Annotated in this window: 22 protein-coding genes; 19 read left to right on the forward strand and 3 right to left on the reverse strand. The window is 65.2% G+C overall.

The window, feature by feature from the left end; all coding sequences use genetic code 11:
* Window positions 1–79: 79 nt before the first annotated feature.
* The 17 genes from QW881_RS15375 to lpxB all read left to right on the forward strand — a co-directional run bounded on the left by QW881_RS15375 (window position 80) and on the right by lpxB (window position 17,993).
* Entirely contained in the window at window positions 80–1,372 is a 1,293-nt protein-coding gene (locus QW881_RS15375; protein WP_409998056.1) for a S1C family serine protease, read from the forward strand.
* Window positions 1,369–2,331, forward strand: coding sequence for an FHA domain-containing protein (locus QW881_RS15380; protein ID WP_315756733.1), 963 nt, complete (start codon window positions 1,369–1,371; stop codon window positions 2,329–2,331). The genes QW881_RS15375 and QW881_RS15380 overlap by 4 nt, the downstream gene beginning before the upstream one ends.
* A gap of 175 nt (window positions 2,332–2,506) precedes the next feature.
* On the forward strand, window positions 2,507–2,941 hold the full coding sequence (locus QW881_RS15385) for a DUF2846 domain-containing protein (RefSeq protein ID WP_315756732.1): 435 nt from the start codon (window positions 2,507–2,509) through the stop codon (window positions 2,939–2,941).
* A gap of 154 nt (window positions 2,942–3,095) precedes the next feature.
* Window positions 3,096–4,088, forward strand: coding sequence for a 30S ribosomal protein S2 (locus QW881_RS15390; protein ID WP_315738235.1), 993 nt, complete (start codon window positions 3,096–3,098; stop codon window positions 4,086–4,088).
* 128 nt (window positions 4,089–4,216) lie between these two features.
* A complete protein-coding gene (gene tsf / locus QW881_RS15395) occupies window positions 4,217–5,140 on the forward strand; it encodes a translation elongation factor Ts (protein ID WP_315756731.1) in 924 nt (307 codons plus the stop codon).
* A gap of 72 nt (window positions 5,141–5,212) precedes the next feature.
* The gene (gene pyrH / locus QW881_RS15400) at window positions 5,213–5,929 is read left to right on the forward strand and encodes a UMP kinase (RefSeq protein ID WP_315738234.1); all 717 of its coding nucleotides are present in this window, start codon (window positions 5,213–5,215) and stop codon (window positions 5,927–5,929) included.
* A 159-nt stretch (window positions 5,930–6,088) separates the two neighbouring features.
* Complete coding sequence (gene frr / locus QW881_RS15405) at window positions 6,089–6,652, forward strand: ribosome recycling factor (protein ID WP_315756730.1); 564 nt, start codon at window positions 6,089–6,091, stop codon at window positions 6,650–6,652.
* Window positions 6,653–6,664: 12 nt separating this feature from the next.
* A complete protein-coding gene (locus QW881_RS15410; protein WP_315756729.1) occupies window positions 6,665–7,423 on the forward strand; it encodes an isoprenyl transferase in 759 nt (252 codons plus the stop codon).
* Window positions 7,420–8,286 (forward strand): phosphatidate cytidylyltransferase, encoded by an 867-nt coding sequence (locus tag QW881_RS15415; protein ID WP_315756728.1) that lies wholly within the window; start codon window positions 7,420–7,422, stop codon window positions 8,284–8,286. The genes QW881_RS15410 and QW881_RS15415 overlap by 4 nt, the downstream gene beginning before the upstream one ends.
* 42 nt (window positions 8,287–8,328) lie before the next feature.
* On the forward strand, window positions 8,329–9,552 hold the full coding sequence (dxr, locus tag QW881_RS15420) for a 1-deoxy-D-xylulose-5-phosphate reductoisomerase (RefSeq protein ID WP_315756727.1): 1,224 nt from the start codon (window positions 8,329–8,331) through the stop codon (window positions 9,550–9,552).
* Window positions 9,553–9,591: 39 nt separating this feature from the next.
* Window positions 9,592–10,743, forward strand: coding sequence for an RIP metalloprotease RseP (gene rseP, locus QW881_RS15425; protein WP_315756726.1), 1,152 nt, complete (start codon window positions 9,592–9,594; stop codon window positions 10,741–10,743).
* Window positions 10,744–10,917: 174 nt separating this feature from the next.
* Entirely contained in the window at window positions 10,918–13,464 is a 2,547-nt protein-coding gene (gene bamA, locus QW881_RS15430; RefSeq protein ID WP_315756725.1) for an outer membrane protein assembly factor BamA, read from the forward strand.
* Between the two features lie 117 nt (window positions 13,465–13,581).
* Entirely contained in the window at window positions 13,582–14,649 is a 1,068-nt protein-coding gene (gene lpxD, locus QW881_RS15435) for a UDP-3-O-(3-hydroxymyristoyl)glucosamine N-acyltransferase (protein WP_315756724.1), read from the forward strand.
* The gene (fabZ, locus tag QW881_RS15440) at window positions 14,649–15,107 is read left to right on the forward strand and encodes a 3-hydroxyacyl-ACP dehydratase FabZ (protein WP_284418776.1); all 459 of its coding nucleotides are present in this window, start codon (window positions 14,649–14,651) and stop codon (window positions 15,105–15,107) included. The genes lpxD and fabZ overlap by 1 nt, the downstream gene beginning before the upstream one ends.
* Window positions 15,108–15,136: 29 nt before the next feature.
* Window positions 15,137–15,946, forward strand: a complete 810-nt coding sequence (gene lpxA, locus QW881_RS15445) for an acyl-ACP--UDP-N-acetylglucosamine O-acyltransferase (RefSeq protein ID WP_315756723.1) — start codon at window positions 15,137–15,139, stop codon at window positions 15,944–15,946.
* A 5-nt stretch (window positions 15,947–15,951) separates the two neighbouring features.
* Complete coding sequence (locus QW881_RS15450) at window positions 15,952–16,809, forward strand: LpxI family protein (RefSeq protein ID WP_315756767.1); 858 nt, start codon at window positions 15,952–15,954, stop codon at window positions 16,807–16,809.
* A gap of 26 nt (window positions 16,810–16,835) precedes the next feature.
* Entirely contained in the window at window positions 16,836–17,993 is a 1,158-nt protein-coding gene (gene lpxB / locus QW881_RS15455; protein ID WP_315756722.1) for a lipid-A-disaccharide synthase, read from the forward strand.
* Here lpxB and QW881_RS15460 read toward each other — a convergent pair whose 3' ends face one another.
* Window positions 17,994–19,232 carry a GAF domain-containing sensor histidine kinase gene (locus tag QW881_RS15460; protein WP_315756721.1) on the reverse strand — a complete coding sequence of 413 codons (1,239 nt, stop codon included), beginning with the start codon at window positions 19,230–19,232 and terminating at the stop codon, window positions 17,994–17,996.
* A 136-nt stretch (window positions 19,233–19,368) separates the two neighbouring features.
* Here QW881_RS15460 and QW881_RS15465 point away from each other — a divergent pair, with 136 nt between their 5' ends.
* A complete protein-coding gene (locus QW881_RS15465; protein WP_315756720.1) occupies window positions 19,369–19,734 on the forward strand; it encodes a response regulator in 366 nt (121 codons plus the stop codon).
* Window positions 19,735–19,848: 114 nt separating this feature from the next.
* Here the strand turns inward: QW881_RS15465 and gltA are convergent, their stop codons facing one another.
* Both gltA and gltX read right to left on the reverse strand, forming a co-directional pair.
* Window positions 19,849–21,153 (reverse strand): citrate synthase, encoded by a 1,305-nt coding sequence (gene gltA / locus QW881_RS15470; protein ID WP_315738222.1) that lies wholly within the window; start codon window positions 21,151–21,153, stop codon window positions 19,849–19,851.
* A 303-nt stretch (window positions 21,154–21,456) separates the two neighbouring features.
* Entirely contained in the window at window positions 21,457–22,881 is a 1,425-nt protein-coding gene (gene gltX, locus QW881_RS15475) for a glutamate--tRNA ligase (protein ID WP_315756719.1), read from the reverse strand.
* 136 nt (window positions 22,882–23,017) lie between these two features.
* Here gltX and QW881_RS15480 point away from each other — a divergent pair, with 136 nt between their 5' ends.
* Window positions 23,018–24,706, forward strand: coding sequence for a glutamine--tRNA ligase/YqeY domain fusion protein (locus tag QW881_RS15480; protein WP_315756718.1), 1,689 nt, complete (start codon window positions 23,018–23,020; stop codon window positions 24,704–24,706).
* Window positions 24,707–24,714: the final 8 nt, after the last annotated feature.

A 24,714-nucleotide genomic window follows, 5' to 3' on the forward strand; every position in this document is an offset into this window, starting at 1 on the left:
TCGACGACGTGTTGCGGGGGCACCATTGATATCAGCGTTTGTTGGCACCGTGCGCGCGCTGCTGTGGCGAGGCGCGATCATGGCAGCTCTTGGCAGTGCTGGGGTTGCGGGCGTCCCGTCCTATGCCAATGCGCAGGCGCTGCCGGGCGCCGAAGCCGTCTACGCCTCGGCGCCGCCGCGCCTGCTTCAGATCCGCACGCTCGTGGCCGATGCCGGTCGCCAGACCTCGACCGGTTCCGGCTTTCTGGTCTCCGCCGACGGGCTCGCGGTCACGAACTATCACGTCGTGTCGGACGCCGCGCTCGAGCCGAAGACCTACCGGCTCGAATATACGGGAGCCGATGGCACACAAGGCGGCGTGACGCTGCTCGCCGTCGACCTGCCCAACGATCTCGCGCTCGTTCGCGTCGACAAGCAGAACGCGCCGTTCTTCTCCTTCGACAAGGCCGCGCTCGACGGCAGCCTGCCGAAAGGCGAGCGGCTGTATTCGCTCGGCAACCCGCTTGATCTCGGCTTCACCATCATCGAGGGCACCTATAACGGTCTCGTCGAGCACAGCTACAACGATCACATCCATTTCACCGGCGCGCTCAATCCCGGCATGAGCGGCGGGCCGGCGGTCAATGCGCAAGGCCAGGTGGTGGGCGTCAACGTCGCCACCCGCCGCGGCGGCCAGCTCATCAGCTTCCTGGTGCCGGCGCGCTTCGCCGCCGCGCTGCTGGCACGCGGTCAGGATGCCAGGCCGGCGGCGGCCGATCTGCGCAAGGACGTGGTCGCGCAGCTCACCAGCTGGCGCGGAGCGCTCTACAAATCCTTGGGCGAGGAGGGCTTCCGCGACCGCGTATTTGGGTCCTATCAGGCGCCGGAGACGCGCGCGGGCTGGTTCGAATGCTGGGCGAGCACGAATGCCAGCGCGTCGCCGAAGCCGCGCGCCAGCATCAATTCGACCAGTTGCAAGGCCGAGGCGAGCGTGTATGTCGCCTCCGACCTCAACACCGGCGTGGTCGAGGTCAGCCACTCCTACGCGAAATCGATCGACCTCAATCAATTCCAGTTCGCGACCGTGCTGACGCAACTGGCGCAGCCGCGGCTGACCATGGGTGGCTCGTTCCGCAAATGGTACACGCCGCAGCATTGCCATGCGGATTTCGTCGGCGTCGCGCCGGCGGCCGCTCATCCGCCGCTGCGCGTATTGTGGTGCGCGCAAGGCTATCGTGAGTTCGACGGCCTCTACGACGTCGTGCTGGTCGCGGTCACGCAGGACCACGCCGACGAGGCGCTGGTGTCGCGGCTGAACCTGCAAGCGATCGCCTACGACGACGCCTTGCGCCTCGGCAAGAGCTTCCTCGAACGCCTGCAGGTCGCACGATGATCTGGATCGAGATCCTCTCCAAGCATCGCGACGTCGCCGGCCGCTTCCGCGTCGATGCCACCGAGATCAGCATCGGCCGTGGCTATGACAATCACGTCATCCTTGACGATCCCTATGTCGCCGCGCGCCATGTGCGGATTTTCCGTGACGGCGAGGGGCGCCTCGTCGCCGAGGATCTCGGCAGCGCCAACGGTCTCTTTCTCGATCGCGGCAAGAGCCGGAAGCCGCAGCTCGTCCTCGATGGCATCAAGCCGATCCGGATCGGCCAGACACTGCTTCGGATCCGCGACGCCGGCCATGCCGTCGAGCCGGAGCGGCTCGCGGGCTCCGAACGCGGGGCGCTGCCGATCATCGCGGCGATCGCGCTCGGCGTCGTCCTGCTCGCGATCAATGCGCTGATGACCTGGTTTGCGCAGACCACCGAGGCGCATCTGTCCGATTATCTCGTGCCGACCCTTACCATGATAGGGGTCGTCGTTGCCTGGGTCGGCGTCTGGGCGCTGCTGGCGCGGCTGTTTTCCGGTCGCTCGCATTTTCTGCGCCACCTCCTGATCGCGCAGGCGGGTCTGATCGCATTCTGGATCTACAGCGAGTTCGCCCAGATTGCCTCGTTCGCCCTGACCTGGACCGCCGTCTTCACCTACGGCTATGTCGTGTCGTGGATCGTTCTGGCGGCGACATGCTTCCTGCATCTGCGCGAGGTCGGGCGCACCCACATGCTCGCCAAGGGCATGGTAGTCGGGCTGCTGCTCGTGGTCGCGATCGCGGTTCAGACCGTGCAGCGGTCGGAGGCGCTGGCGAATTCCGGCCGTCCCAATGTCAGCCACGTGCTGATGCCGCCGTCCTTGCGCCTGGTTCCAGTACAGGACGAGCAGGCCTTCTTCGACGACGCTGCGCGGCTGAGGGCAAAGCTCGACGCCGATCGGGCCGCGCTGACGCCGGCCGGTGTGGAGCGCTGAGCACAGTTCCACCGTCTTTGCTCCAGCAGATTGAAAGTTCCCCGGTTCCCATCATAGCCTCTATCCGGGTTCTTACGGGGATGGGGCGATGAACAGGCGAGCGCTGCTGGGATTGGGAGCGGCATTTCTGGTATCAGGGTGCCTAACAGGCAAAGAAGGCACCGAGTATGCGGTGGTGTCACAGAAGATCGGGGCGCCGCGTTCCGGACACTCCCGCATCGTCATCATGAGTTTGAAGGATGCCTGGCTCGACAGGACCACTTGCGACGCCAAGGTCGATGGCGTCGCGCTGAGCCGCCTGATCCCCGGTACCTACGTCTACCTCGACCGGCCGGCCGGTCCGCACCACCTCGTCGCCACCCAGACCCTGTTCCCGGGCGACTCGGTGCTCGATTTCAATACCGAACCGGGGCGGACCTATTTCTTCTCGATCAGGCCCAGCGATCGGTCCAGGGCCATGCAGGGCGGCGGCATGGCATTTGGCCTGCTGGGCATGGGCGTGATGGCGGCGGCCTCGTCGGGCGCCGACAACAAGGGCCCGGTCGACTTCGTTCCGCTCCAGGAAGGGCAGGCGAGGGCGGCGCTGGCGGAGCTTCTGCAGGCCGAATAGGCCCATTTTCCTTGCGTTGCGCCAAAATCCGGCTATATAGCGCGCCATCTCACACGGAAACTTGGCTCTCCTAGAGGGCGTCCGGTGGCAAGCCGGGCCTTAACGGTCTGTCTTTGCTCACGCGTTTCCGGAGGAATCAACCGGAGAATATCCAATGGCGCTACCTGAATTCACGATGCGCCAGCTGCTCGAAGCTGGCGTGCACTTTGGTCACCAGTCTCACCGCTGGAATCCGAAAATGGCCGATTTCATTTTCGGAGCCCGCAACAACATCCACATCATCGATCTCGCCCAGACCGTGCCGCTGCTGCACACGGCGCTGCAGGCTGTCAGCGACACCGTCGCCAAGGGCGGCCGCATCCTGTTCGTCGGCACCAAGCGCCAGGCGCAGGACAACGTGGCCGATGCGGCCAAGCGTTGCGCGCAGTATTTCGTCAATTCGCGCTGGCTCGGCGGTACGCTGACCAACTGGAAGACGATCTCGGCCTCGATCAAGCGCCTGCGTCATCTCGACGAGGTGCTATCCTCGGGCGAAGCCAACTCCTACACCAAGAAGGAGCGGCTGACCCTGCAGCGCGAGCGCGACAAGCTCGATCGCTCGCTCGGCGGCATCAAGGACATGGGCGGTCTGCCCGACATGATCTTCGTGATCGACACCAACAAGGAAGACATCGCGATCCAGGAGGCCCAGCGCCTCAAGATCCCGGTTGCCGCGATCGTCGATACCAATTGCGACCCGAAGGGCATCACCTATGTCGTGCCGGGCAATGACGATGCGGGCCGTGCGATCTCGCTGTATTGCGACCTGATCGCGCGTGCCGCGATCGACGGCATCTCGCGGGCGCAGGGCGAGCTCGGGATCGACGTCGGGGCTTCCGCCGCCCCGCTGGAGGAAGAGCTTCCGGCCGCATCGGTCGCCTCGAAGTTCCAGGGGCTGCCCGGTCCGCGTGGCACCGCCGACGATCTCAAGAAGCTCACCGGCGTTTCGGGGGCCGTCGAGAAGAAGCTGAACGACCTCGGCATCTTCCACTACTGGCAGCTCGCCGAGCTCGATCACGACACGGCACACCAGATCGGCGAAGAAGTGGGTCTGCCGAGCCGGGCCGATGCCTGGGTTGCCCAGGCCAAGTCGCTCGCCGACGCCTAAGACGACGCAAGAGAATCTGGCCGGCGTCTCACGCCGGCCATCGCGACTGAGATAGGTTTTTCCTGGCAGCGGGCGGCGATCAGCCATCCGCTGCGTCGCGCTTTGGACAGGCAAAAGGACGTTCAACAATGGCTAACATCACCGCAGCGATGGTGAAGGACCTGCGCGAGTCGACCGGCGCGGGCATGATGGACTGCAAGGCCGCGCTCACCGAGAACGGCGGCGACATGCAGGCCGCGCAGGATTGGCTGCGCAAGAAAGGCCTGTCGAAGGCCGCCAAGAAGGCCGGTCGCGTTGCGGCCGAGGGCCTGATCGGCGCGCTGACCTCGGGCAAGAAGGGCGTGGTCGTCGAGGTCAACTCCGAGACCGACTTCGTCGCCCGCAACGAGCACTTCCAGGGCCTGGTCAAGATGATCGCCCAGGTTGCGCTCGACGTCGGTGCCGACGTGGAGAAGATCAAGGCCGCCAAGGTGGGCAGCATCACGGTCGAGGCCGCGATTGCCGATTCGATCGCCACCATCGGTGAGAACCAGACGCTGCGGCGTGCGGCTTCGCTCGAAGTGAGCCAGGGCGTCGTGTCGAGCTACGTCCATGGCGCCGTCATCGAGGGTGCCGGCAAGCTCGGCGTGATCGTGGCGCTGGAGTCGCCCGGCAAGACCGACGAGCTCGCCGTGCTCGGCCGGCAGCTCGCGATGCATGTCGCCGCGGCCAATCCGCAGGCGATCGATGCGGGCGGTCTCGATCCGGAACTCGTCAAGCGCGAGAAGGACGTGCTCGCCGACAAATATCGTCAGCAGGGCAAGCCGGAAAACGTGATCGAGAAGATCGTCGAGTCCGGTCTGAAGACCTACTACAAGGAAGTCACCCTGCTCGAGCAGGCCTTCATCCACGACAGCGGCAAGTCGGTCGCGCAGGCGCTGAAGGAAGCCGAAGGCAAGGTCGGTGGTCCGATCAAGGTCGCCGGTTTCGTCCGCTATGCCCTCGGCGAGGGCATCGAGAAGGAAGAGACCGACTTCGCTGCCGAAGTCGCCGCCGCCAGCGGCAAGAAGTAACGACTGAACCTGGTTCGATCCGGCGCATGCGTGCGCCGGATCCCAACGCGCGAGACAGGGAAGCATTGGCACATGGCTGAGCCGGTCTATCGTCGCGTCGTGGTCAAGCTGTCCGGCGAATATCTCGCGGGCCCTCATTCCTTCGGCATCGACCAGCCGACCATCGACCGCATCGCCGACGACCTCATTGCGGCTCAGAAGCTGGGCGTCGAGATTGCCGTCGTCGTCGGCGGCGGCAACATGGTTCGCGGGGTCGAGGTCTCGTCGCAGGGCGTATCGCGCCCGACCGGCGACACGATGGGCATGCTCGCGACCGTCATGAACTGCCTGGCGCTCGAAGCCGCGATTCAGCGCAAGGGCACCCCGGCGCAGGCGCTCTCGGCCTTCGTGATGCCGGAGGTTTGCGAGCTGTTCACGCGCGCTGCAGCGCACAAGTCGCTGGCCGAAGGACGCATCGTGGTGCTCGGAGGCGGCACCGGCAATCCGTATTTTACGACGGACACCACAGCGGTGTTGCGGGCGGCCGAGATCGGCGCGCAGGCCGTGCTGAAGGCCACCAATGTCGACGGCGTCTATAGTGCCGATCCCAAGAAGGATCCGGCTGCCAAGCGCTTCGACCGTCTGACCCATTCGCAGGCCATCGAGGGCGGCTACAAGGTCATGGACGCGACTGCATTCGCGCTTGCCCGGGAAACATCGCTGCCTATCATTGTCTTCTCCATTGCCGAACCCGGCTCGATCGGTGCGATGCTGCGGGGCGAAGGGCGCGGCACCATCGTCGCGGGGTGAGCCCGGCACCGTCGGCAGCCGGTGTTGGACCGATCCCCAGCCTGCGGTAGAAGCGTAAGCGAAACAGGAATTCGTCCGGGAGTTGCGCGAGTCCCGCCGCCGGCCCTCCAAGGCCCGGCAGAACGGCCGCAGCGACCGGGTTGCAGAAAGGAAAGCGTGATGTCCACGGGCAATTTCGATCTCAACGAACTGAAGCGCCGCATGCAGGGCGCGACTCAGGCGCTGAAGCACGAGCTCGGCGGCCTGCGCACCGGCCGCGCCTCGGCGTCGATGGTGGAGCCGGTCCAGGTCGAGGCGTATGGCTCGCACATGCCGCTCAACCAGCTCGCCACCGTCTCCGTGCCCGAACCGCGTCTGCTGTCGGTGCAGGTCTGGGACAAGTCGATGGTGAAGGCGGTCGAGAAGGCGATCGTGGATTCCAATCTCGGCCTGTCGCCGGCGACCGAAGGTCAGGTGATCCGGCTTCGCATTCCCGAGCTCAACCAGGAGCGCCGCAAGGAGCTGGTGAAGGTCGCGCACAAATATGCCGAAGCCGCGCGCGTCGCTGTCCGCCATGTCCGCCGCGACGGTCTCGACATGGTCAAGAAGCTCGAGAAGAATCACGAGATCTCCGAGGACGATCAGGAGCGGTTTGCTGCCGACATCCAGAAGGCGACCGACAGCGTGATCTCGGAGATCGATCAGCTGCTGGCGGCGAAGGAAAAGGAAATCCTCACCGTCTGAAGGATGTTTTTGATGTCCAATGCCGCGGCCCCCGTGACGGAGGCGCCGGAACGCTCCGACGGCCCGGCCCACGTTGCCATCATCATGGATGGCAACGGTCGCTGGGCTGCGGCGCGCGGGCTGCCGCGAGCGGAAGGGCATCGCCGCGGCGTCGAGGCATTGCGCCGCGTGGTGCGCGCCGCGCCTGAGCTCGGCATTCGCTATCTCACCATCTTCTCGTTTTCGTCGGAGAACTGGTCGCGCCCGGCGAGCGAGATCGGCGACCTGTTCGGCCTGTTGCGCCGCTTCATCCGCAACGATCTCGCCACGCTTCATCGCGACGGCGTTCGGGTCCGGGTGATCGGCGAGCGCGACGGGCTGGAGACCGATATCTGCGCGCTCCTCAGCGAGGCCGAGGAGCTGACCCGGGGCAACACCAAGCTGACGCTGGTGGTGGCGTTCAACTACGGCTCGCGCCAGGAGATCGCGCGCGCGGCCCAGCTTCTGGCGCGCGAGGTCGCCGAGGGCCGGCGCGATCCGGCCTCAATCGATGCCGACGCGATCGGTGCCCATCTCGATGCGCCCGATGTTCCCGATCCCGATCTCATCATCCGCACCAGCGGCGAGCAGCGGCTGTCGAACTTCCTGATGTGGCAGGCGGCCTATAGCGAGCTGGTGTTCGTGCCGATCCATTGGCCCGATTTCGACAAGGCCGCGCTGGAGGGCGCGATCGCCGAGTTCGGCCGGCGTGAACGCCGCTTCGGCGGTCTCGTGGCGAAAACCGCCTCGTGACCAAACCGGACACCGCAGCCGTGAGAGACGCCGGCGGGCAGCCGAAACAGGCTGCGCCCAGCAATCTGGTGATGCGGGTTGCGGCGGCGCTGGTGCTGGTGCCGCTGGCGCTGGGCGCTGCCTATGGCGGTGGCGTGTTCTGGACCACTTTGGTCACGATCGTTGCGGTCGGCCTGTATCTCGAATGGCTGATGGTGGTGGGCGAGGTCCGCAAGGCCAGCGTCGGCACGGCCGGAGCCCTGGCCATCGGCGTTGCCGGCATTTGCTGCGCATTCGGCCTGATCGACTTCGCCGTCGTCGTGCTCGCCCTTGGCCTCGTCGTGGTCACGGCGCTGGCTGATGCGGGACGCCGCGCCTGGGTGGCCGCCGGCTTCGCCTACGCCGCCGCTGCCGAGCTCGGCTCGGTGCTGGTGCGCTTCGATGCCGCCGAGGGATGGCATGCGCTGGTGCTGGTGTTTCTGGTCGTTTGGGCCAGCGACATCGGCGGTTATGTTGCGGGCCGCAGCATCGGCGGGCCAAAGCTCGCGCCGCGGATCAGCCCGAACAAGACCTGGGCCGGCGCGATCGGCGGCTTCGTTGCCAGCCTCATCGCTGCGGCCGGCTGGTCGATGGCCGGCGCCGGCGGACTGGTGACGATGCTCGTGTTGGCCGCGGCGCTGTCGGTGGTCTCGCAGCTCGGTGACCTGCTCGAATCTGCGGTGAAGCGGCACTTCGGGGTCAAGGACTCCAGTCACATCATTCCCGGCCATGGCGGCCTAATGGATCGCCTGGACGGCTATGTCGCGGCAATCGTTGTCGCCGCATTGCTCGGTTTGCTGCGCGGCGGCCTCGATGGCGTCGGCCGCGGTCTTCTGGTTTGGTGATCGGCAGCGCGGCTGACCGGTCGATAATGTTTTGGTGAGAACATGAGCGCAGTACCATTGCGGAACAACAAGGCCGGTCTCGCGGAGGTGCGCAGCGTCACCGTGCTCGGCGCCACCGGCTCGATCGGCGATTCGACCATGGATCTCGTGCGCGGCGCGCCGGAGCGCTACCGGGTCGAGGCGCTGACCGGCAACAGCAACGTCCAGGGCCTGGTGAAGCTGGCCCGGGAGTTCAGCCCGCGCTTCGTCGCGGTGGCCGATCCGGCGGGGCTCGATGAGCTGCGTGACGCACTGGCGGGCACCGGGATCGAATGCGGGGCAGGGGAGAGCGCCATCATCGAGGCGGCAGCCCGTCCCGCCGACTGGGTCATGGCCGCCGTCTCCGGCGCCGCCGGCCTCAAGCCGGCGCTCGCCGCGGTGGACCGCGGCGCGACCGTGGCGCTCGCCAACAAGGAATGCTTGGTCTGTGCCGGCGACTTCTTCATGGAGCGGGCCGCCCGGGCCGGCGCCTGCATCCTGCCGGCCGATTCGGAACACAACGCGCTGTTCCAGGCGCTGTCCTCGGGCAATCGCGAGGAGCTGGTGCGGGTGATCATCACCGCCTCCGGCGGTCCGTTCCGCACCTGGGCGGCTGGTGACATCGAGCAGGCGACCTTGGCGCAGGCGCTGAAGCATCCGAACTGGAGCATGGGCCAGAAGATCACGATCGATTCGGCCTCGATGATGAACAAGGGCCTCGAGGTGATCGAGGCGTCCTACCTGTTCGCGCTTTCGCCCGACGAGATCGACGTCCTGGTCCACCCGCAGTCCATCGTCCATGGCATGGTCGAGTTCTCGGATCGCTCGGTGGTGGCGCAGCTCGGCGCGCCCGACATGCGCATTCCGATCGCCCACTGCCTTGGCTGGCCGGAGCGTATCAAGGGCCCGTCGGCCCGGCTCGATCTCGCCAAGATCGGCACGCTGACCTTCGAGGCGCCGGACTTCGAGCGGTTCCCCGGTCTGCGGCTGGCCTACGATTCGCTGCGCACCGGGCGCGGCGCGACGACGGTGTTCAATGCGGCCAACGAAGTCGCCGTCGCGGCCTTCATCGCTGGTCATATCCGGTTCGGTGCCATTGCCCGACTGGTCGAGGCGACCCTCGAAGCGTGGACCCGATCGGGTAATATGGCACCGTTGACCTCGGCGGACGACGCCATCGCTATTGACCATGACGCGCGAAAAAGGGCCTCCGGCCTCTTGCCTCAAATCGCCGCAAAAGCATCTTAAAGGGTTGGACGGGCCACTGGCCCATCGGGAAGGTCATCGATGTCGGAATTTTTCCACCATATCTTCAATACGTTGAGCCATGGCCTTCTCGGCTACATCGTCCCGTTCCTGTTCGTGCTGACGATCGTGGTGTTCTTCCATGAGCTCGGCCATTTCCTGATCGCGCGCTGGGCCGGCGTGAAGGTGTTGACGTTTTCGCTCGGATTTGGCCCAGAACTGATCGGTTTCAACGACCGCCACAACACCCGCTGGAAGATCTCGGCGATCCCGCTCGGCGGCTACGTGAAGTTCTTCGGCGACGAATCCGAGGCCTCGACGCCGTCGGCCGAGGCGCTCGCCAAGATGACGGCCGAGGAGCGCGCCGACAGCTTCCACCACAAGACCGTCGGCCAGCGCGCTGCGATCGTCGCGGCCGGCCCGATCGCCAACTTCATCCTGGCGGTCATCATCTTCGCTGGCATGGCGCTGTATTTCGGCAAGCCGAACACGACCCCGCGGGTCGATGCGGTGCAGCCGGACAGCGTCGCAGCCGCCGCCGGCTTCAAGGACGGTGACGTCATCGCTGCCATCGATGGCCGGGCGATCGAGACCTTCGCCGACATGCAGCGGGTCGTCTCGGTCAACGCCGGCACGGAATTGTCCTTCCTGATCAAGCGTGACGGCACGGAGCTCACCCTGAAGGCGACGCCGGCGCTGAAGGAGGTCAAGGACCTGTTCGGCAACAGCCATCGGATCGGCGTGCTCGGCATCCAGTACAACGCCAAGCCGGACGAATCGCGGTCGATCCCGGTCGGGTTCCTCGAATCGATCAAGATCGGCTTCGAGCAGGTCTGGTTCATCATCTCCACGACCTTCAAGTTCATCGCCTCGCTGTTCGCGGGCGCCGGGAGTGCCGGCGACGTCGGCGGACCGATCCGAATCGCACAACTCTCGGGGCAGGCGGCCAGCCTCGGATTCCAGTTCGTTGTGCAACTCTGCGCGACGCTTTCGGTCTCGATCGGGCTCCTGAATCTGTTCCCGGTTCCGCTGCTCGATGGCGGGCACCTGTTGTTCTACGGGGTCGAGGCCGTCCGCGGCCGGCCGCTGTCCGAGCGGGCGCAGGAGATGGGGTTCCGAATCGGCCTCGGGCTGGTCCTCATGCTCATGGTCTTTGCAACCTATAACGATATCCTTCACCTCGCCGGGTCCTGAGCGCGGCTTTTTTACGACGTGGCCGATGGGCAACGTTTTGAAACGAATTTGAAAATTCAGAGAGATCCGGCGTTTGCCGTCGGGTCCAAATTGGCTACAAGCGAACGACAAATGGGAATCTGTCGGGTTCGTAGGGGTACGGAACCGGCAACGGAATATAAGGGCGCGTAGCGCATGAAGTTCGGATTGCGGGTGCGGGGGGGCTTGGCGGCCGCCTTTATCATGTTCGCCGGACCGGTGGCTTTGCCGCTGGCGAGCGTGGTTCTTTCGTCGCCAGCTGCGGCTCAGACGGTCAACTCGATCGAAGTGGTCGGTAACCGCCGCGTCGAGCTGGAGACCATCCGCTCGTACTTCAAGCCGGGCCCCGGCGGGACGCTCGACGCCGGCCGGGTCGACGACGGCCTCAAGGCGCTGATCGAGACCGGCCTGTTCTCCGACGTGAAGATCAATCGCCAGGGTGGGCGCCTGATCGTCACGGTCGTCGAGAACCCGGTGATCGGCCGCGTCGCGTTCGAGGGCAACAAGAAGGTCAAGGACGAGCAGCTCCAGGCGGAAGTGCAGTCGAAGCCGCGCGGCACGCTGTCGCGCCCGATGGTGCAGTCCGACGCCCAGCGCATCGCGGAGATCTACCGCCGCTCGGGCCGTTACGACGTGCGCGTCACGCCGGAAATGATCGAGCAGCCGAACAACCGCGTCGACCTGATCTTCACGGTCGAGGAAGGTGCCAAGACCGGCGTGAAGTCGATCGAGTTCGTCGGCAACAACGCCTTCTCGTCCTATCGCCTCAAGGACGTCATCAAGACCCGCGAGACCAACCTCCTGAGCTTCCTCGGCTCGGGCGACGTCTACGATCCGGACCGTGTCGAGGCCGACCGCGACCTCATTCGCCGCTTCTACCTGAAGAATGGCTATGCCGACGTGCAGGTCGTGGCCGCGCTCAGCGAGTACGATCCGGAGCGCAAGGGCTTCCTCGTGACCTTCAAGATCGAGGAAGGCCAGCAGTACCGGGTCGGTTCGGTCGACTTCCAGTCGTCGATCGCGACGCTCGACGCCACCACGCTGCGCGGCTATTCGCGCGTCAGCGTCGGTTCGCTCTACAACGTCGAGAACATCGAGAAGTCGGTCGAGGAAATGCAGATCGAGGCCTCGCGGCGCGGCTACGCGTTCGCGGTGGTCCGTCCGCGCGGCGATCGCAACTTCGAGGCCCACACCGTGTCGGTCGTGTTCGCCGTCGACGAGGGCCCGCGCACCTATATCGAGCGCATCAACATTCGCGGCAACACCCGCACCCGTGACTACGTCATTCGCCGCGAGTTCGACATCTCCGAGGGCGACGCCTACAATCGCGCCCTGGTCGACCGTGCCGAGCGCCGCCTGAAGAACCTCGACTTCTTCAAGGACGTGAAGATCGTGACCGAGCCGGGCTCTTCGAGCGACCGCGTGGTCCTGAACGTCAACCTGGAAGAGAAGTCGACCGGCGACTTCTCGATCTCCGGCGGTTATTCGACCACGGACGGTGCGCTCGCTGAGGTCTCGATCTCCGAGCGCAACTTCCTCGGCCGCGGCCTGTTCGCCAAGGCGTCGGTGACCTACGGACAGTTCGCCCGCGGCTACTCGCTGTCCTTCGTCGAGCCCTATCTGCTCGACTACCGGGTCGCGCTCGGCCTCGACCTGTATCAGCGCCAGCAGCTCGCCAACAACTTCATCTCCTACGGCACCAAGACGCTCGGCTTCAGCCCGCGCCTCGGCTTCCAGCTGCGTGAAGACCTGTCGCTGCAACTGCGCTACTCGATCTACCGCCAGGAGATCTCGCTGCCGGCGACGCTGTCGGACTGTAACAACTTGGCCGCCGGCACCCTGATCGGCAACCGCTTCGTGCCGTTCAACCCGACCCCGGCCTTCATCAACGCCAATGGCGGCGTCGATCCGACCGGCAACAACGGCCTGGGCTGCTTCGCCAACGGTGAGGCCTCGCTGCCGGTCCGCCAGGAACTGGCGAACGGCGCGACGCTGACCTCGGCACTCGGCTACACGCTGAACTACAACACGCTCGACAACAACAAGAACCCGACCGACGGCCTCTTGGTCGACTTCAAGCAGGACTTCGCGGGCGTCGGCGGCGACGTGTCGTACCTGAAGACCGCGTTCGATGCGAAGTACTTCACCCCGCTGGTGTCGGACATCGTCAGCATCGTTCACCTCCAGGGCGGCATCCTGAACAAGATCGGCAATACGCAGCTGCGCATGCTCGATCACTTCCAGATGGGTCCGAACTTGGTGCGCGGCTTCGCTCCGAACGGCATTGGTCCGCGCGATATCAATCCGTTCGGCACGCAGGACGCGCTGGGCGGCACCAAGTACTGGGGTGCTTCGCTCGAACTGCAGATGCCGTTCTGGTTCCTGCCCAAGGAGACGGGCCTGAAGGGTGCCGTTTACGCCGACGCTGGCGGCCTGTGGGGCTATCAGGGGCCGACGTCCTGGGCTGCGACGGGCGAGGTTAATACCCCCGGCTGTATCAAGCCGACGCGCAACCCGAACAACGCCGGCACCTGCCTTGGCCTGCAGTTCAACGACCAGAATACGGTTCGGACCTCGGTCGGCGTGGGTCTGGTGTGGGCGTCGCCGTTCGGTCCGCTGCGCTTCGACTACGCGATCCCGCTCACCAAGGGTCAGTTCGACCGGACGCAGGAATTCCGGTTCGGCGGCGGTACCTCGTTCTGAGCCTGGGCCGATCGAATCCGGGTTGGCATCGACCAACCTCGCCGGTGTAAGAAATGGGAGCTCGGTTCCGGGACACCGGAGCCGGGCTCTGACTTTTTGTCTTGAGAGTACGACGGAATGGCCCAGCCGACCTTCTTCCAATCGCCGCCGCCCACGACCCTGGCGGCGATCGCCGCCGCCGCCAAGGCCACCCTGGTCGACCCATCCCGCGGCGAGCAGGTCGTCAAGGGACTGGCGTCGCTCGACGAGGCCGGCCCGATGCATCTGGCGTTCTTCGACAACCTCAAATACGCAGGCCAGCTCGCCGGGACCAAAGCGGGCGCCTGCCTGGTCAGTCCGCGATTCGAGGCGCGCGTGCCGTCCCATGTCGCAGTGCTTCGCGCCAATCAGCCGTTCCGCGCCTTCGTGCAGCTCGCGCGTGAGTTCCATGCCGACGCACTGCGGCCGCAGCCCTGGTTCGGCGACGATGGAATTTCGCCCCAAGCCATCATCGATCCCACCGCGCGGCTGGAGGACGGCGTCATCGTCGAGCCGCTGGCGGTGATCGGCGCCCATGTCGAGATCGGCTCGGGGACGATCGTTGGTGCGGGTGCCGTGATCGGCCCCCACGTCAAGATCGGTCGTGACTGCAATGTCGGCGCCCGCACCGTCATCCAGTGCGCGCTGATCGGCAACGACGTCCTGATCCATCCTGGCTGCAGCATCGGCCAGGATGGCTACGGCTTCATCTTCTTCGGCGCGGACGGGCACACCAAGGTGCCGCAGACCGGGCGGGTTCTGATCCAGAATCATGTCGAGGTCGGCGCCGGCACGACGATCGACCGGGGCAGCCTGCGCGACACGGTCATCGGCGAAGGCACCAAGATCGACAACCAGGTGCAGATTGGCCACAATGTCACAATCGGGCGGCATTGCCTGCTGGCGGCCCAGATCGGGCTGGCAGGAAGTCTCACGATCGGCGACAACGTCGCGCTCGGGGCGAAGGTTGGCATCAACAATCACCTGACGATCGGCGATGGTGCGCAGGTGACCGCGATGAGCGGCGTCAAGGACGACATTCCGCCGAACGGCCGGTGGGGCGGTTTCTTCGCCAAGCCGACCAAGCAGTGGTTCCGCGAGATCGTTGCGGTGGAACGGCTGGTGCGAGATTCGACCGCGACGAACAGGGACGAGGGACGGGAGTGATGGAGGAGTCACCCATCAGGTTTGCGGACGTCGACATCAACGAGATTCTCAAGACGCTGCCGCACCGTTATCCATTTCTCCTGATCGACCGCGTGAAGAACATCCGGGCCGACTACAGCGGCATCGGCGTCAAGAACGTCTCGATCGGCGAGCCCTGCTTCCAGGGGCACTTTCCGGAGCGGCCGGTCTATCCGGGCGTGCTGATGATCGAGGGCATGGCCCAGACCGCCGGCGTGATCGGCATCAAGTCGGTCGAGGGCACGGAAAAGCCGCGCGCGGTGTATTTCCTCACCATCGACAAGTGCAAGTTCCGCAAGCCGGTGCTGCCGGGCCAGACCATCGAGTACCACATGCGCTCGATCGGCCGGCGCAAGACGATGTGGTGGTTCCACGGCGATGCCAAGGTCGACGGCGTCGTCGTCGCCGAGGCCGATGTCGGCGCGATGCTGACCGACTGACAGGCTGGTAGAAAGTTGATTGCGTCGACATGAGCAAGATTGATCCCACCGCACGCGTCGAGGATGGCGCCGTCATCGGTGAGGGCACCGTGATCGGTCCTTATTGCATCGTCGGCCCCAACGTCGTGATCGGGGCGAACTGCAGGCTGATCAGCCACGTCCAGATCATGGGCCACACCACGCTCGGCGACGACAACGTGATCTCGCCCTTCGTCGTGCTCGGCGGCGCGCCGCAGGATCTCAGCTATCGCGGCGAGCCGCATCGGCTCGAGATCGGCTCCGGCTGCACCTTCCGCGAAGGCGTGACGATGAACATCGGCACCACCAAGGGCGGCGGCCTGACCAAGGTCGGCAATTCCGGGTTCTTCATGAACAATGCCCATGTCGCCCACGATTGCGTCGTCGGCGACAACGTGATCTTCGCGACCTCGGCCACACTCGGCGGCCATGTCGAGGTCGGCGATTCCGTCTACATCGGCGGTCTCTCGGCGGTGCATCAGTTCACCCGCATCGGCCATGGCGTGATGGTCGGCGGCGTCTGCGGCGTGCGCGGGGATATCATTCCGTATGGCCTAGTCAACGGCCAGTATGCCGCGCTCGAAGGCCTCAACGTGATCGGCATGAAGCGCCGCAAGTTCACCCGCGAGCGCCTCGCCACGGTGCGTGCCTTCTACCAGAAGCTGTTCCACGGTCCCGGCGTGTTCGCCGACCGCCTCGCGGCGGTGCGGCCGCTCGCTGGTGAGGATCCTGCCATTGCCGAGATCCTCGCCTTCATCGACGGCGGCCGACATCGCGCCTTGTGCCTGCCCGAGATCGGCAGGCCGACGATCGAGCCTTGAGCGCGATGGGGGCGCCGGCCGCCGAGACCACGCCGCCGATCGGCATGATCGCCGCGGGCGGGGTGCTGCCCTTTGCGGTCGCCGACGAGATCGTCGCGCGCGGCCGGACGCCGGTGCTGTTCGCCCTGAAGGGCATCTGCGATCCGAAGCCGCTGGCGCGCTTCCGGCATCACTGGATCGGCCTCGGCCAGCTCGGCAACGCCCTGAAGCTACTCAAGGCCGAGGGCTGCCACGACCTGATGTTCATCGGCAATCTCGTTCGGCCGGCGGTGTCGGAGATCCGTTTCGACTGGGGCACGCTGCGCGAGCTGCCCTACATCTGGTCGGCCTTTCGTGGCGGCGACGATCATCTGCTGTCCGGCGTTGGCCGCATCTTCGAGCGCCACGGCTTTCACATGATCGGCGTCAAGGACGTCGCCCCCAATCTGCTCGTGCCCGAAGGGCGGCTGACGCGGAGCGGGCCCAACGATCTGGTGACCGGTGACATCGCCAAGGGGCTCGCCGTGCTGCGCGCGATGGCGCCGTTCGATGTCGGGCAGGCGGTGGTCGTGATCGACGGCCACGTCGTTGCGCTCGAGGACATCGAGGGCACCGACGGGCTGCTGGCCCGCGTTGCGCGGCTGCGTGCCGATCGCCGCATTCGTGCTGCGGCCGGGCGCGGCGTGCTGGTGAAGGCGCCCAAGGCCGGCCAGGATCTTCGCTACGACCTGCCGACCATCGGCCCGCGCACCGTCGAGGGGCTTTCAGCTGCGGGTCTCGCCGGAGTCGCCGTCGCGGCCGCCTATACGCTGCTCGCCGATCCCCAGGAGACAGTGGCTGCCGCCGATCGGGCAGGCGTGTTCATCACGGGCGTCACTGCGTGACGGCGCGGCCTCTGGCAGGCGCGGCCATGCGCAGGATCTGCCTGGTCGCGACCGAAGAGTCCGGGGATCGCCTCGGCGCCAGCCTGATGAAGGTGCTGCGCCAGCGGCTCGGCGACGGCGTCGAATTCTCTGGCGTCGGCGGCCGCGGCATGACACGCGAGGGGCTCGCCTCGCTGTTTCCGATCGAGGAGCTCTCGATCGTCGGCTTCGCGGCGGTGCTGAAGCAACTGCCCAAGATCCTCCGCCTGATCCGCGGCACGGTTGACGCGATCGTTGCGGCCCAGCCCGACGTGCTCGTCATCATCGACAGTCCCGACTTCACCCAGCGCGTGGCGAAGCGGGTTCACGCGCGCGATTCCGAGATTCCGATCGTGAACTACGTGGCACCGACCGTATGGGCGTGGCGCCCGGGCCGGGCGCGCGCGATGCGCGGCTACGTCGATCACGTGCTGGGCCTGCTGCCATTCGAGCCGGAGGCGTTCCGAAGGCTCAATGGTCCGCCCTGCACCTATGTCGGCCATCCCCTGATCGAGCAGCTCGCCAACCTGCGCCCCAATGCGGCAGAGCAGGCGCGCCGGGATGCCGCCCCTCCCGTTCTGCTGGTGCTTCCCGGCAGCCGGCGCAGCGAGGTCGCGCGCCACATCGCCGTGTTCGGCGAGACATTGGCGCGGCTGCGCGCCCAAAACCTGGCCTTCGAAGCGGTGCTGCCCACCACGCCGCATCTCGAAGCCGCGGTGCGGGCTGGAGTCGCAAACTGGCCGCTCACTCCGGAGATCATCACGGGCGAGGCCGAGAAGCGGGCAGCCTTCAGGCGCGCGCGCGCCGCGCTCGCCAAGTCCGGCACGGTAACCCTGGAGCTCGCGCTGTCCGGCGTGCCGATGGTGACCGCGTATCGCGTCGGCGAGATCGAGGCATTTATTCTCCGGCGAGTCGTCAACGTGCAATCGGTCATTCTCGCCAATCTCGTGATCGGCGAGAACGTCATTCCGGAGTTCCTTCAGGAGGCCTGCACGGCCGACAATCTCGCGCCCGTTCTCGCCGATCTCCTGGGCGACGGTCCGATACGTGCGCGCCAGGTCGAAGCATTCGATCGGCTCGACGCGATCATGTCCACGGGCGCGGCCTCGCCAAGCGTGCGCGCGGCCGACATCGTGCTGGCGACGATGCGCAGCGGACGGCGCTGATCAGGCCTGAAGCGGCATCTTGAATTCGAAGGTCGTTCTGTCCTCGGTCGAGGTAGCCTGCAGCGTGCCGTCATGCGCTCGCGCAATCTCGGAAGCGATGTAGAGTCCAAGCCCGAGACCATGCTGGCTTGGACGCTCGCCGCGCATATAGGGCTTGAACAGATTCTGCATCGCCTTGTCCGAGATCGGCGGTCCGTGATTGGTGACGGCGAGCAAGAAAGAGCCTTCGCTCGTGGTCGCGGAGACCAGGATCGGCTTGTCCTTGTCGCCGTAGGAGATGGCATTGCCGAGCAGGTTCGAGAACAATTGTCCGATCTTGCTGCGGTCGCATTTGACCGGCTCCGCGATGTCGATCCGGGTCTCGATCTCATGGTCGGGCCAGGCCAGCCGGATCTCGGAGACGACCTGCTCGATCACCGGCGCCAGCGGTTGCCGCGCGTCAGGCTTGATCGTCAGGCCGCCGCCGAGGCGCCCCCGGGCGAAATCCATGATGTTGTCGACCAGTCCAGCCATGCGCATGACTGATTTCTGAATCATGCAAATGATCTCGGGCGCTCTGGCGCTGTCCTGACTGCGGAGCAGCACGCGCATTCCGGCGTCGATCGAGGCCAGCGGATTGCGAAGGTCATGGCCGAGAACGCCGATGAATTGCTCTCTCAGCTCGGCGGTCCGGCGCTCGTCGAGCAGATCGGCCTCGGTGATCTTGAGCCGTTGCTCGGTCGAAAACCTGCTCTTCTCGCTGAGGCCGAGGCTGGCCTGACTGAGCGCGAAGCGCTGATGAAGCTCCAGCTGGGCCGCGATCAACTCCCCGAACAGCTGAAACGTGCTGAGGATTTCGGGCCGGTCCAGCTCGCGCGGCGCTGGATCGATCGCGCACAGGGTGCCCCAGATGGTCCCGTCGGACAGGGTGATCGGAGCGGAGATGTAGCTGCGAAAGCCGTAGAGCCTTGGCGTCGGGTGATCGCGAAACATGCGATCCGTCTCGACGTCACCGATGACGACAGCTTCGCCGCGCTCCCGGACCTCGCTGCAGATCGTCGTCTTGACGCGCAGCTCGCCGCCCTCTTTCAGGCCGAAATTGATGTCGTCGCGGACCGCACAACAGACCCATCGATCCGAGGTCACGCGCGCGACCGCAACGAATCCCATCCCGGTGATCCTGCTCACCGAGTCCAGAATTTTGGGAACGGCGTCGAGCTGCTGGACAGCATCGACGTCCGGGTTGGGATTGGTCGTCATCGTATGCTCGAGCTGATCCCCGGTCCAGGATGCAAGTCGTGTCTTCAATTTGCACCATTCAACGCATTGAGCTCCGGAACGTTCGCCGGAACAAAAGGATCGTGGTGCGATTGAATGAGATTGGACAGGAGACAGAGTGTCCCGCGGTCGGCTCACAAGAAAAACAGTTCTGGTCGTTGAGGACGAGGGTCTGATCCGCGCCAACGCTGTCGACATGATCAGAGACCTCGGTTTCGAAGTCATCGAGGCCGTTGACGCCGATCAGGCCATTTCGCTTCTCGAGCGATGTGACCGCGTATCGGTCGTTTTCACGGATATCCAAATGCCCGGTTCGATGGACGGCCTTCGGTTGGTCGCCGTCATCAGGGACCGCTGGCCCCCGGTTGCGCTCCTGGTGACGTCAGGTCAGGTGACCCCTTCGGAATTGCCGTCGGGCGCGCGCTTCCTTGCCAAGCCATATGGGGCCGAGCAGCTCAGGTCTCATCTCGCGGCGCTGGCCTGATGCACTCCCGACTGGTGCCGCGAGTTAGAAAGATGCTCAGAAAGGTGCGACCTCACAAACGAAACGGCGCCGTCGGGATCGACGGCGCCGTTCGAGAGCGGAATTGCGCTGCGCTCAGCCGCGCTTGTCCATGTCGACATAGTTGCGCGTCGTGACGCCGGTGTAGAGCTGGCGCGGACGGCCGATCTTCTGTTGCGGATCCTCGATCATCTCGCTCCACTGGCTGATCCAGCCGACGGTGCGGGCGACGGCGAACAGCACCGTGAACATCGACACCGGGAAGCCCATCGCCTTCAGGGTGATGCCCGAGTAGAAGTCGACGTTCGGATAGAGCTTGCGCTCGATGAAGTACTGATCGCTGAGCGCGATCTTCTCGAGCTCCATCGCGACCTTGAGCATCTGATCGTCGGCGTGGCCCGTCTCCTTGAGCACCGCGTGACACATCTTCTGCATGATCTTGGCGCGCGGGTCGTAGTTCTTGTAGACGCGATGGCCGAAGCCCATCAGGCGCACGTCGCTGTTCTTGTCCTTCACCTTGGCGATGAAGTCCGGAATCTTGTCGACGGTGCCGATCTCGGCCAGCATGTTCAGCGCGGCCTCGTTGGCGCCGCCGTGTGCCGGACCCCACAGGCAGGCGATGCCGGCGGCGATGCAGGCAAACGGGTTGGCGCCCGAGGAGCCGGCGATGCGCACCGTCGAGGTCGAGGCGTTCTGCTCGTGATCGGCGTGCAGGATGAAGATCTTGTCGAGCGCGTCGGCGAGAACCGGGTTCGGCTTGTACTCCTCGCACGGCACCGCGAAGCACATGTTCAGGAAGTTCTCGGCGAAGGAGAGCGAGTTCTTCGGATAAACGAAGGGCTGGCCGATGGTGTATTTGTAGGCCATCGCCGCCAGGGTCGGGATCTTGGCGATCATCCGCATCGACGCGATCATGCGCTGCTTCGGATCATTGATGTCGGTAGAGTCGTGGTAGAACGCGGCGAGCGCGCCGACCGAAGCGACCATGACCGCCATCGGATGCGCGTCACGGCGGAAGCCGTGGAAGAAGCGCGACATCTGCTCGTGCACCATCGTGTGATGGGTCACGCGATAGTCGAAATCCTGCTTCTGGGCCTTGGTCGGAAGCTCCCCGTACAGCAGCAGATAGCAGGTTTCCAGGAAGTCGCCCTTCTCGGCGAGCTGCTCGATCGGGTAGCCGCGGTATTCCAGGACGCCGGCGTCGCCGTCGATATAGGTGATCTTGGACTGGCAGCTGCCGGTCGAGGTGAAGCCGGGGTCATAGGTGAACATCCCGGTCTGGGCGTAGAGCTTGCCGATGTCGATGACGTCGGGACCCACGGTGCCGCTCAGGATCGGAAGATCGAAATTCTTGTTGCCGACGGTGAGGGTCGCGGTCTTGCTTGCGGATTTTGCGTCCATCGTTTGTCCCCGATGAGATCGTTAGGCTTGGCCCTTGTTCTTTTTGAGAGATGGCAGGGCAGGTGGACTTTATCTAGTGCGGTGGCTTTGACATTCGCGTCACTGTCGCTGCCAACAGCTTAAGCGAAGGTCAAATCCGAAACCGTACTGGAATCTTATACTTACTAGTGTCCTTCGGCCCTAACATCCGTCAACGAGCCCGCCGCAACGTATGAAGAATGTCCGAGCCGGGAAAACCAGTGGGTGCCGCGCAAATGCGTATCGTATTGCCCTGTGCGCTGCAAGATGGGGAGCAATGCGACCTTATGAGGTGGTCTGGTCCTCCAGACGGCCCAAGGATTCATCACGCCCCAGGATCGCCAGAACGTCGAAAATACCGGGTGAGGTGGTTCGGCCGGTGAGCGCCGCGCGCAGCGGCTGCGCCACCGCGCCCAGCTTGAGATTGTTGGCTTCAGCAAACGCACGCAGCGCGGCTTCCGTGGCCGGTCCGCTCCAGGACTCGACAGCGGCCAGCGCCTCATGCAGCCGGCCGATCAAGGCACGGCTGTCCGGCGTCAGCAGGGCGGCGGCCTTGGCGTCGATCGGAAGCGGCCGGTCGGCAAAGATGAAGGCGGCGCCGTCGATCAGCTCCAAGAGCGTCTTGGCGCGCTCCTTGAGGCTCGGCATCGCCTGGATGAGCTGCGCGCGCGTGGCGTCGTTGAGCTTGGCCTTGAGAGCCGCGCCGTTCGGCACGTAATTCAGCACGTCCTCGAACTGGCGCGCCAGCGCCGCGTCGTCGCTGTGGCGGATGTAGTGGCCGTTGAGATTTTCCAGCTTGGCGAAGTCGAACCGCGCCGCCGAGCGGCCGATCGCCGGCAGGTCGAACGCCTTGATCATCTCCTCGGTCGAGAAGATCTCCTGGTCGCCATGGCTCCAGCCGAGCCGCACCAGGTAATTGCGCAGTGCCGACGGCAAATATCCCATCGCACGGTAGGCGTCGACGCCGAGCGCACCGTGGCGCTTCGACAGCTTCGAGCCGTCCGGCCCGTGAATCAGCGGGATGTGCGACATCGACGGCACCGTCCAGCCGAGCGCATCGTAGATCTGCTTCTGGCGCGCGGCGTTGATCAGATGGTCGTCGCCGCGGATGACGTGGGTGACGCCCATGTCGTGGTCGTCCACGACCACCGCCAGCATGTAGGTCGGATTGCCATCGCCTCGCAGCAGCACGAGGTCGTCGAGGTTCTCATTCTGCCAGACCACGCGGCCCTGCACCTGATCCTCGATCACGGTCTCGCCGGTCAGCGGCGCGCGCAGCCGGATCGTCGGCTTGACGCCTTCGTGCGCCTCCTTCGGATCGCGGTCGCGCCACATGCCGTCGTAGAGCCGGGTGCGGCCTTCCGCGCGCGCCTTTTCGCGCATCGCGGCCAGCTCCTCGGCGGTGGCATAGCAGCGATACGCCATGCCGCTGGCGAGCAGTTGCTCGGCGACCTCGCGATGGCGCGCGGCGCGGCTATATTGGTAGATGACCTCGCCGTCCCAATCGAGCTCGAGCCATTTCAGGCCGTCCAGGATGGCGTCGATGGCCGCCGTGGTCGAGCGCTCGCGGTCGGTGTCCTCGATCCGCAGCAGCATCTTGCCGCCGCGGCCCCGCGCATACAGCCAGTTGAACAGGGCCGTCCGGGCGCCTCCGATGTGGAGAAAGCCGGTCGGGGAGGGGGCAAAGCGCGTGACGATCGGGGAGGTCATGGGCGGCAGCACGAAATCCAGGCAGGGGCTATGAAGGGCGGGGGGTGTATAGCAGGCCTATCGCATAACTAAAGCCTTCCTTGGGGGAAGCGGATTTGGCAGATAGGCTGCCAAATTCCGGAGCAGGATATTCTTGATGACCACGACGACAGACACGGCGGCGACGGCAGAGGCAGGGCGCGACTTCATCCGCGACATCGTCCAGGCCGATCTCGACAGCGGCAGGCACAAGACGGTCGTCACCCGGTTCCCGCCGGAGCCGAACGGCTACCTGCATATCGGCCATGCCAAGTCGATCGGTCTCAACTTCGGCATTGCCCAGGAGTTCGGCGGCCGCTGCAATCTGCGCTTCGATGACACCAATCCGACCAAGGAAGAGCAGGAATATATCGATTCCATCCAGGCCGACGTGCGCTGGCTCGGCTATGACTGGGGCGACAACCTGTTCTTCGCCTCGGATTATTTCGAGCGGCTCTACGATTGGGCGGAAGGGCTGATCAAGGCCGGGCTCGCCTATGTCGACGACCAGTCGCAGGAGGAGATCCGCCTGTCGCGCGGCACGCTCACCGAGCCCGGCAAGAACAGCCCGTTCCGCGACCGCACGGTCGAGGAGAATCTCGACCTGTTTCGGCGCATGAAGGCCGGCGAATTCCCGAACGGCGCGCGCGTGCTGCGCGCCAAGATCGACATGGCCGCCGGCAACATCAACCTGCGCGACCCCGTGCTGTACCGGATCATGCACGCCCATCACCCGCGCACCGGCGACGCCTGGAAGATCTATCCGAGCTACGACTACGCCCACGGGCAGTCGGACGCGATCGAGGGCGTGACGCACTCGATCTGCACGCTCGAGTTCGAGGACCACCGGCCGCTCTACGATTGGTTCCTGGACAAGCTGCCGGTGCCGTCGCATCCGCACCAGTACGAGTTCGCGCGGCTCAACCTGACCTACACGCTGCTGTCGAAGCGCGTGCTGACGCGGCTGGTGCAGGACGGCCATGTCTCCGGCTGGAACGATCCGCGCATGCCGACCATCGCCGGCCTGAAGCGGCGCGGCGTGCCGCCGGCGGCGGTGCGCGAGTTCATCAAGCGCATCGGCATCGCCAAGGCCAACAGCGTCGTCGATGTCGGCATGCTCGAATTCTGCATTCGTGAGGAGCTGAACCGCACGGCGCTGCGTCGGATGGCCGTGCTGCGGCCGCTGAAGGTGGTGATCGAGAATTATCCGGAAGGCCAGGTCGAGGAGCTCGAGGCGATCAACCACCCCGACGATCCCTCGGCCGGCACGCGCAGGATCGCCTTCGGCCGCGAGCTCTATATCGAGCAGGACGACTTCATGGAGAACCCGCCGAAGAAGTTCTTCCGGCTGTCGCCGGGTAACGAGGTGCGGCTGCGCTACGCCTATTTCATCAAGTGCCGCGACGTCATCAAGAACGACGCCGGCGAGATCGTCGAGCTGCGTTGCACCTATGATCCCGCGACCAAGGGCGGCAACGCGCCGGATGGACGCAAGGTCAAGGCGACGATGCACTGGCTGCCGGCTGCGCAGTCGCTGACAGCCGAGATTCGCATCTACAATCAGCTGTTCGCCAATCCGAGCCCCAATGCGGCCGACTTCACCGCCGATCTCAATCCCAACTCACTCGAGGTCCTGACCGACGCCCGCATCGAGCCGGCGATCGCCGAGAGCAATTCGGACGCGCCGATGCAGTTCGAGCGCCAGGGCTACTTCGTCCGCGATCCGGATTCGACGCCCGACAAGCTCGTGTTCAACCGCACCATCGGCCTGCGCGACACCTTTGCGAAGGAGGTCGCGAAGGGATGAGATGGGGA

This window comes from Bradyrhizobium sp. SZCCHNS3016 (genome assembly GCF_032484535.1).
Lineage (GTDB): Bacteria > Pseudomonadota > Alphaproteobacteria > Rhizobiales > Xanthobacteraceae > Bradyrhizobium.

Coding starts and splice junctions, on each gene's coding strand:
- QW881_RS15375 (WP_409998056.1), top strand. CDS start 80: ATGGCAGCTCTTGGCAGTGCTGGGGTTGCGGGCGTCCCGTCCTATGCC.
- frr (WP_315756730.1), top strand. CDS start 6,089: ATGTCCACGGGCAATTTCGATCTCAACGAACTGAAGCGCCGCATGCAG.
- pyrH (WP_315738234.1), top strand. CDS start 5,213: ATGGCTGAGCCGGTCTATCGTCGCGTCGTGGTCAAGCTGTCCGGCGAA.
- rseP (WP_315756726.1), top strand. CDS start 9,592: ATGTCGGAATTTTTCCACCATATCTTCAATACGTTGAGCCATGGCCTT.
- gltX (WP_315756719.1), bottom strand. CDS start 22,881: ATGACCTCCCCGATCGTCACGCGCTTTGCCCCCTCCCCGACCGGCTTT.
- tsf (WP_315756731.1), top strand. CDS start 4,217: ATGGCTAACATCACCGCAGCGATGGTGAAGGACCTGCGCGAGTCGACC.
- lpxD (WP_315756724.1), top strand. CDS start 13,582: ATGGCCCAGCCGACCTTCTTCCAATCGCCGCCGCCCACGACCCTGGCG.
- QW881_RS15410 (WP_315756729.1), top strand. CDS start 6,665: ATGTCCAATGCCGCGGCCCCCGTGACGGAGGCGCCGGAACGCTCCGAC.
- dxr (WP_315756727.1), top strand. CDS start 8,329: ATGAGCGCAGTACCATTGCGGAACAACAAGGCCGGTCTCGCGGAGGTG.
- lpxA (WP_315756723.1), top strand. CDS start 15,137: ATGAGCAAGATTGATCCCACCGCACGCGTCGAGGATGGCGCCGTCATC.
- QW881_RS15450 (WP_315756767.1), top strand. CDS start 15,952: ATGGGGGCGCCGGCCGCCGAGACCACGCCGCCGATCGGCATGATCGCC.
- lpxB (WP_315756722.1), top strand. CDS start 16,836: ATGCGCAGGATCTGCCTGGTCGCGACCGAAGAGTCCGGGGATCGCCTC.
- QW881_RS15480 (WP_315756718.1), top strand. CDS start 23,018: ATGACCACGACGACAGACACGGCGGCGACGGCAGAGGCAGGGCGCGAC.
- gltA (WP_315738222.1), bottom strand. CDS start 21,153: ATGGACGCAAAATCCGCAAGCAAGACCGCGACCCTCACCGTCGGCAAC.
- bamA (WP_315756725.1), top strand. CDS start 10,918: ATGAAGTTCGGATTGCGGGTGCGGGGGGGCTTGGCGGCCGCCTTTATC.
- QW881_RS15460 (WP_315756721.1), bottom strand. CDS start 19,232: ATGACGACCAATCCCAACCCGGACGTCGATGCTGTCCAGCAGCTCGAC.
- QW881_RS15380 (WP_315756733.1), top strand. CDS start 1,369: ATGATCTGGATCGAGATCCTCTCCAAGCATCGCGACGTCGCCGGCCGC.
- QW881_RS15390 (WP_315738235.1), top strand. CDS start 3,096: ATGGCGCTACCTGAATTCACGATGCGCCAGCTGCTCGAAGCTGGCGTG.
- fabZ (WP_284418776.1), top strand. CDS start 14,649: ATGGAGGAGTCACCCATCAGGTTTGCGGACGTCGACATCAACGAGATT.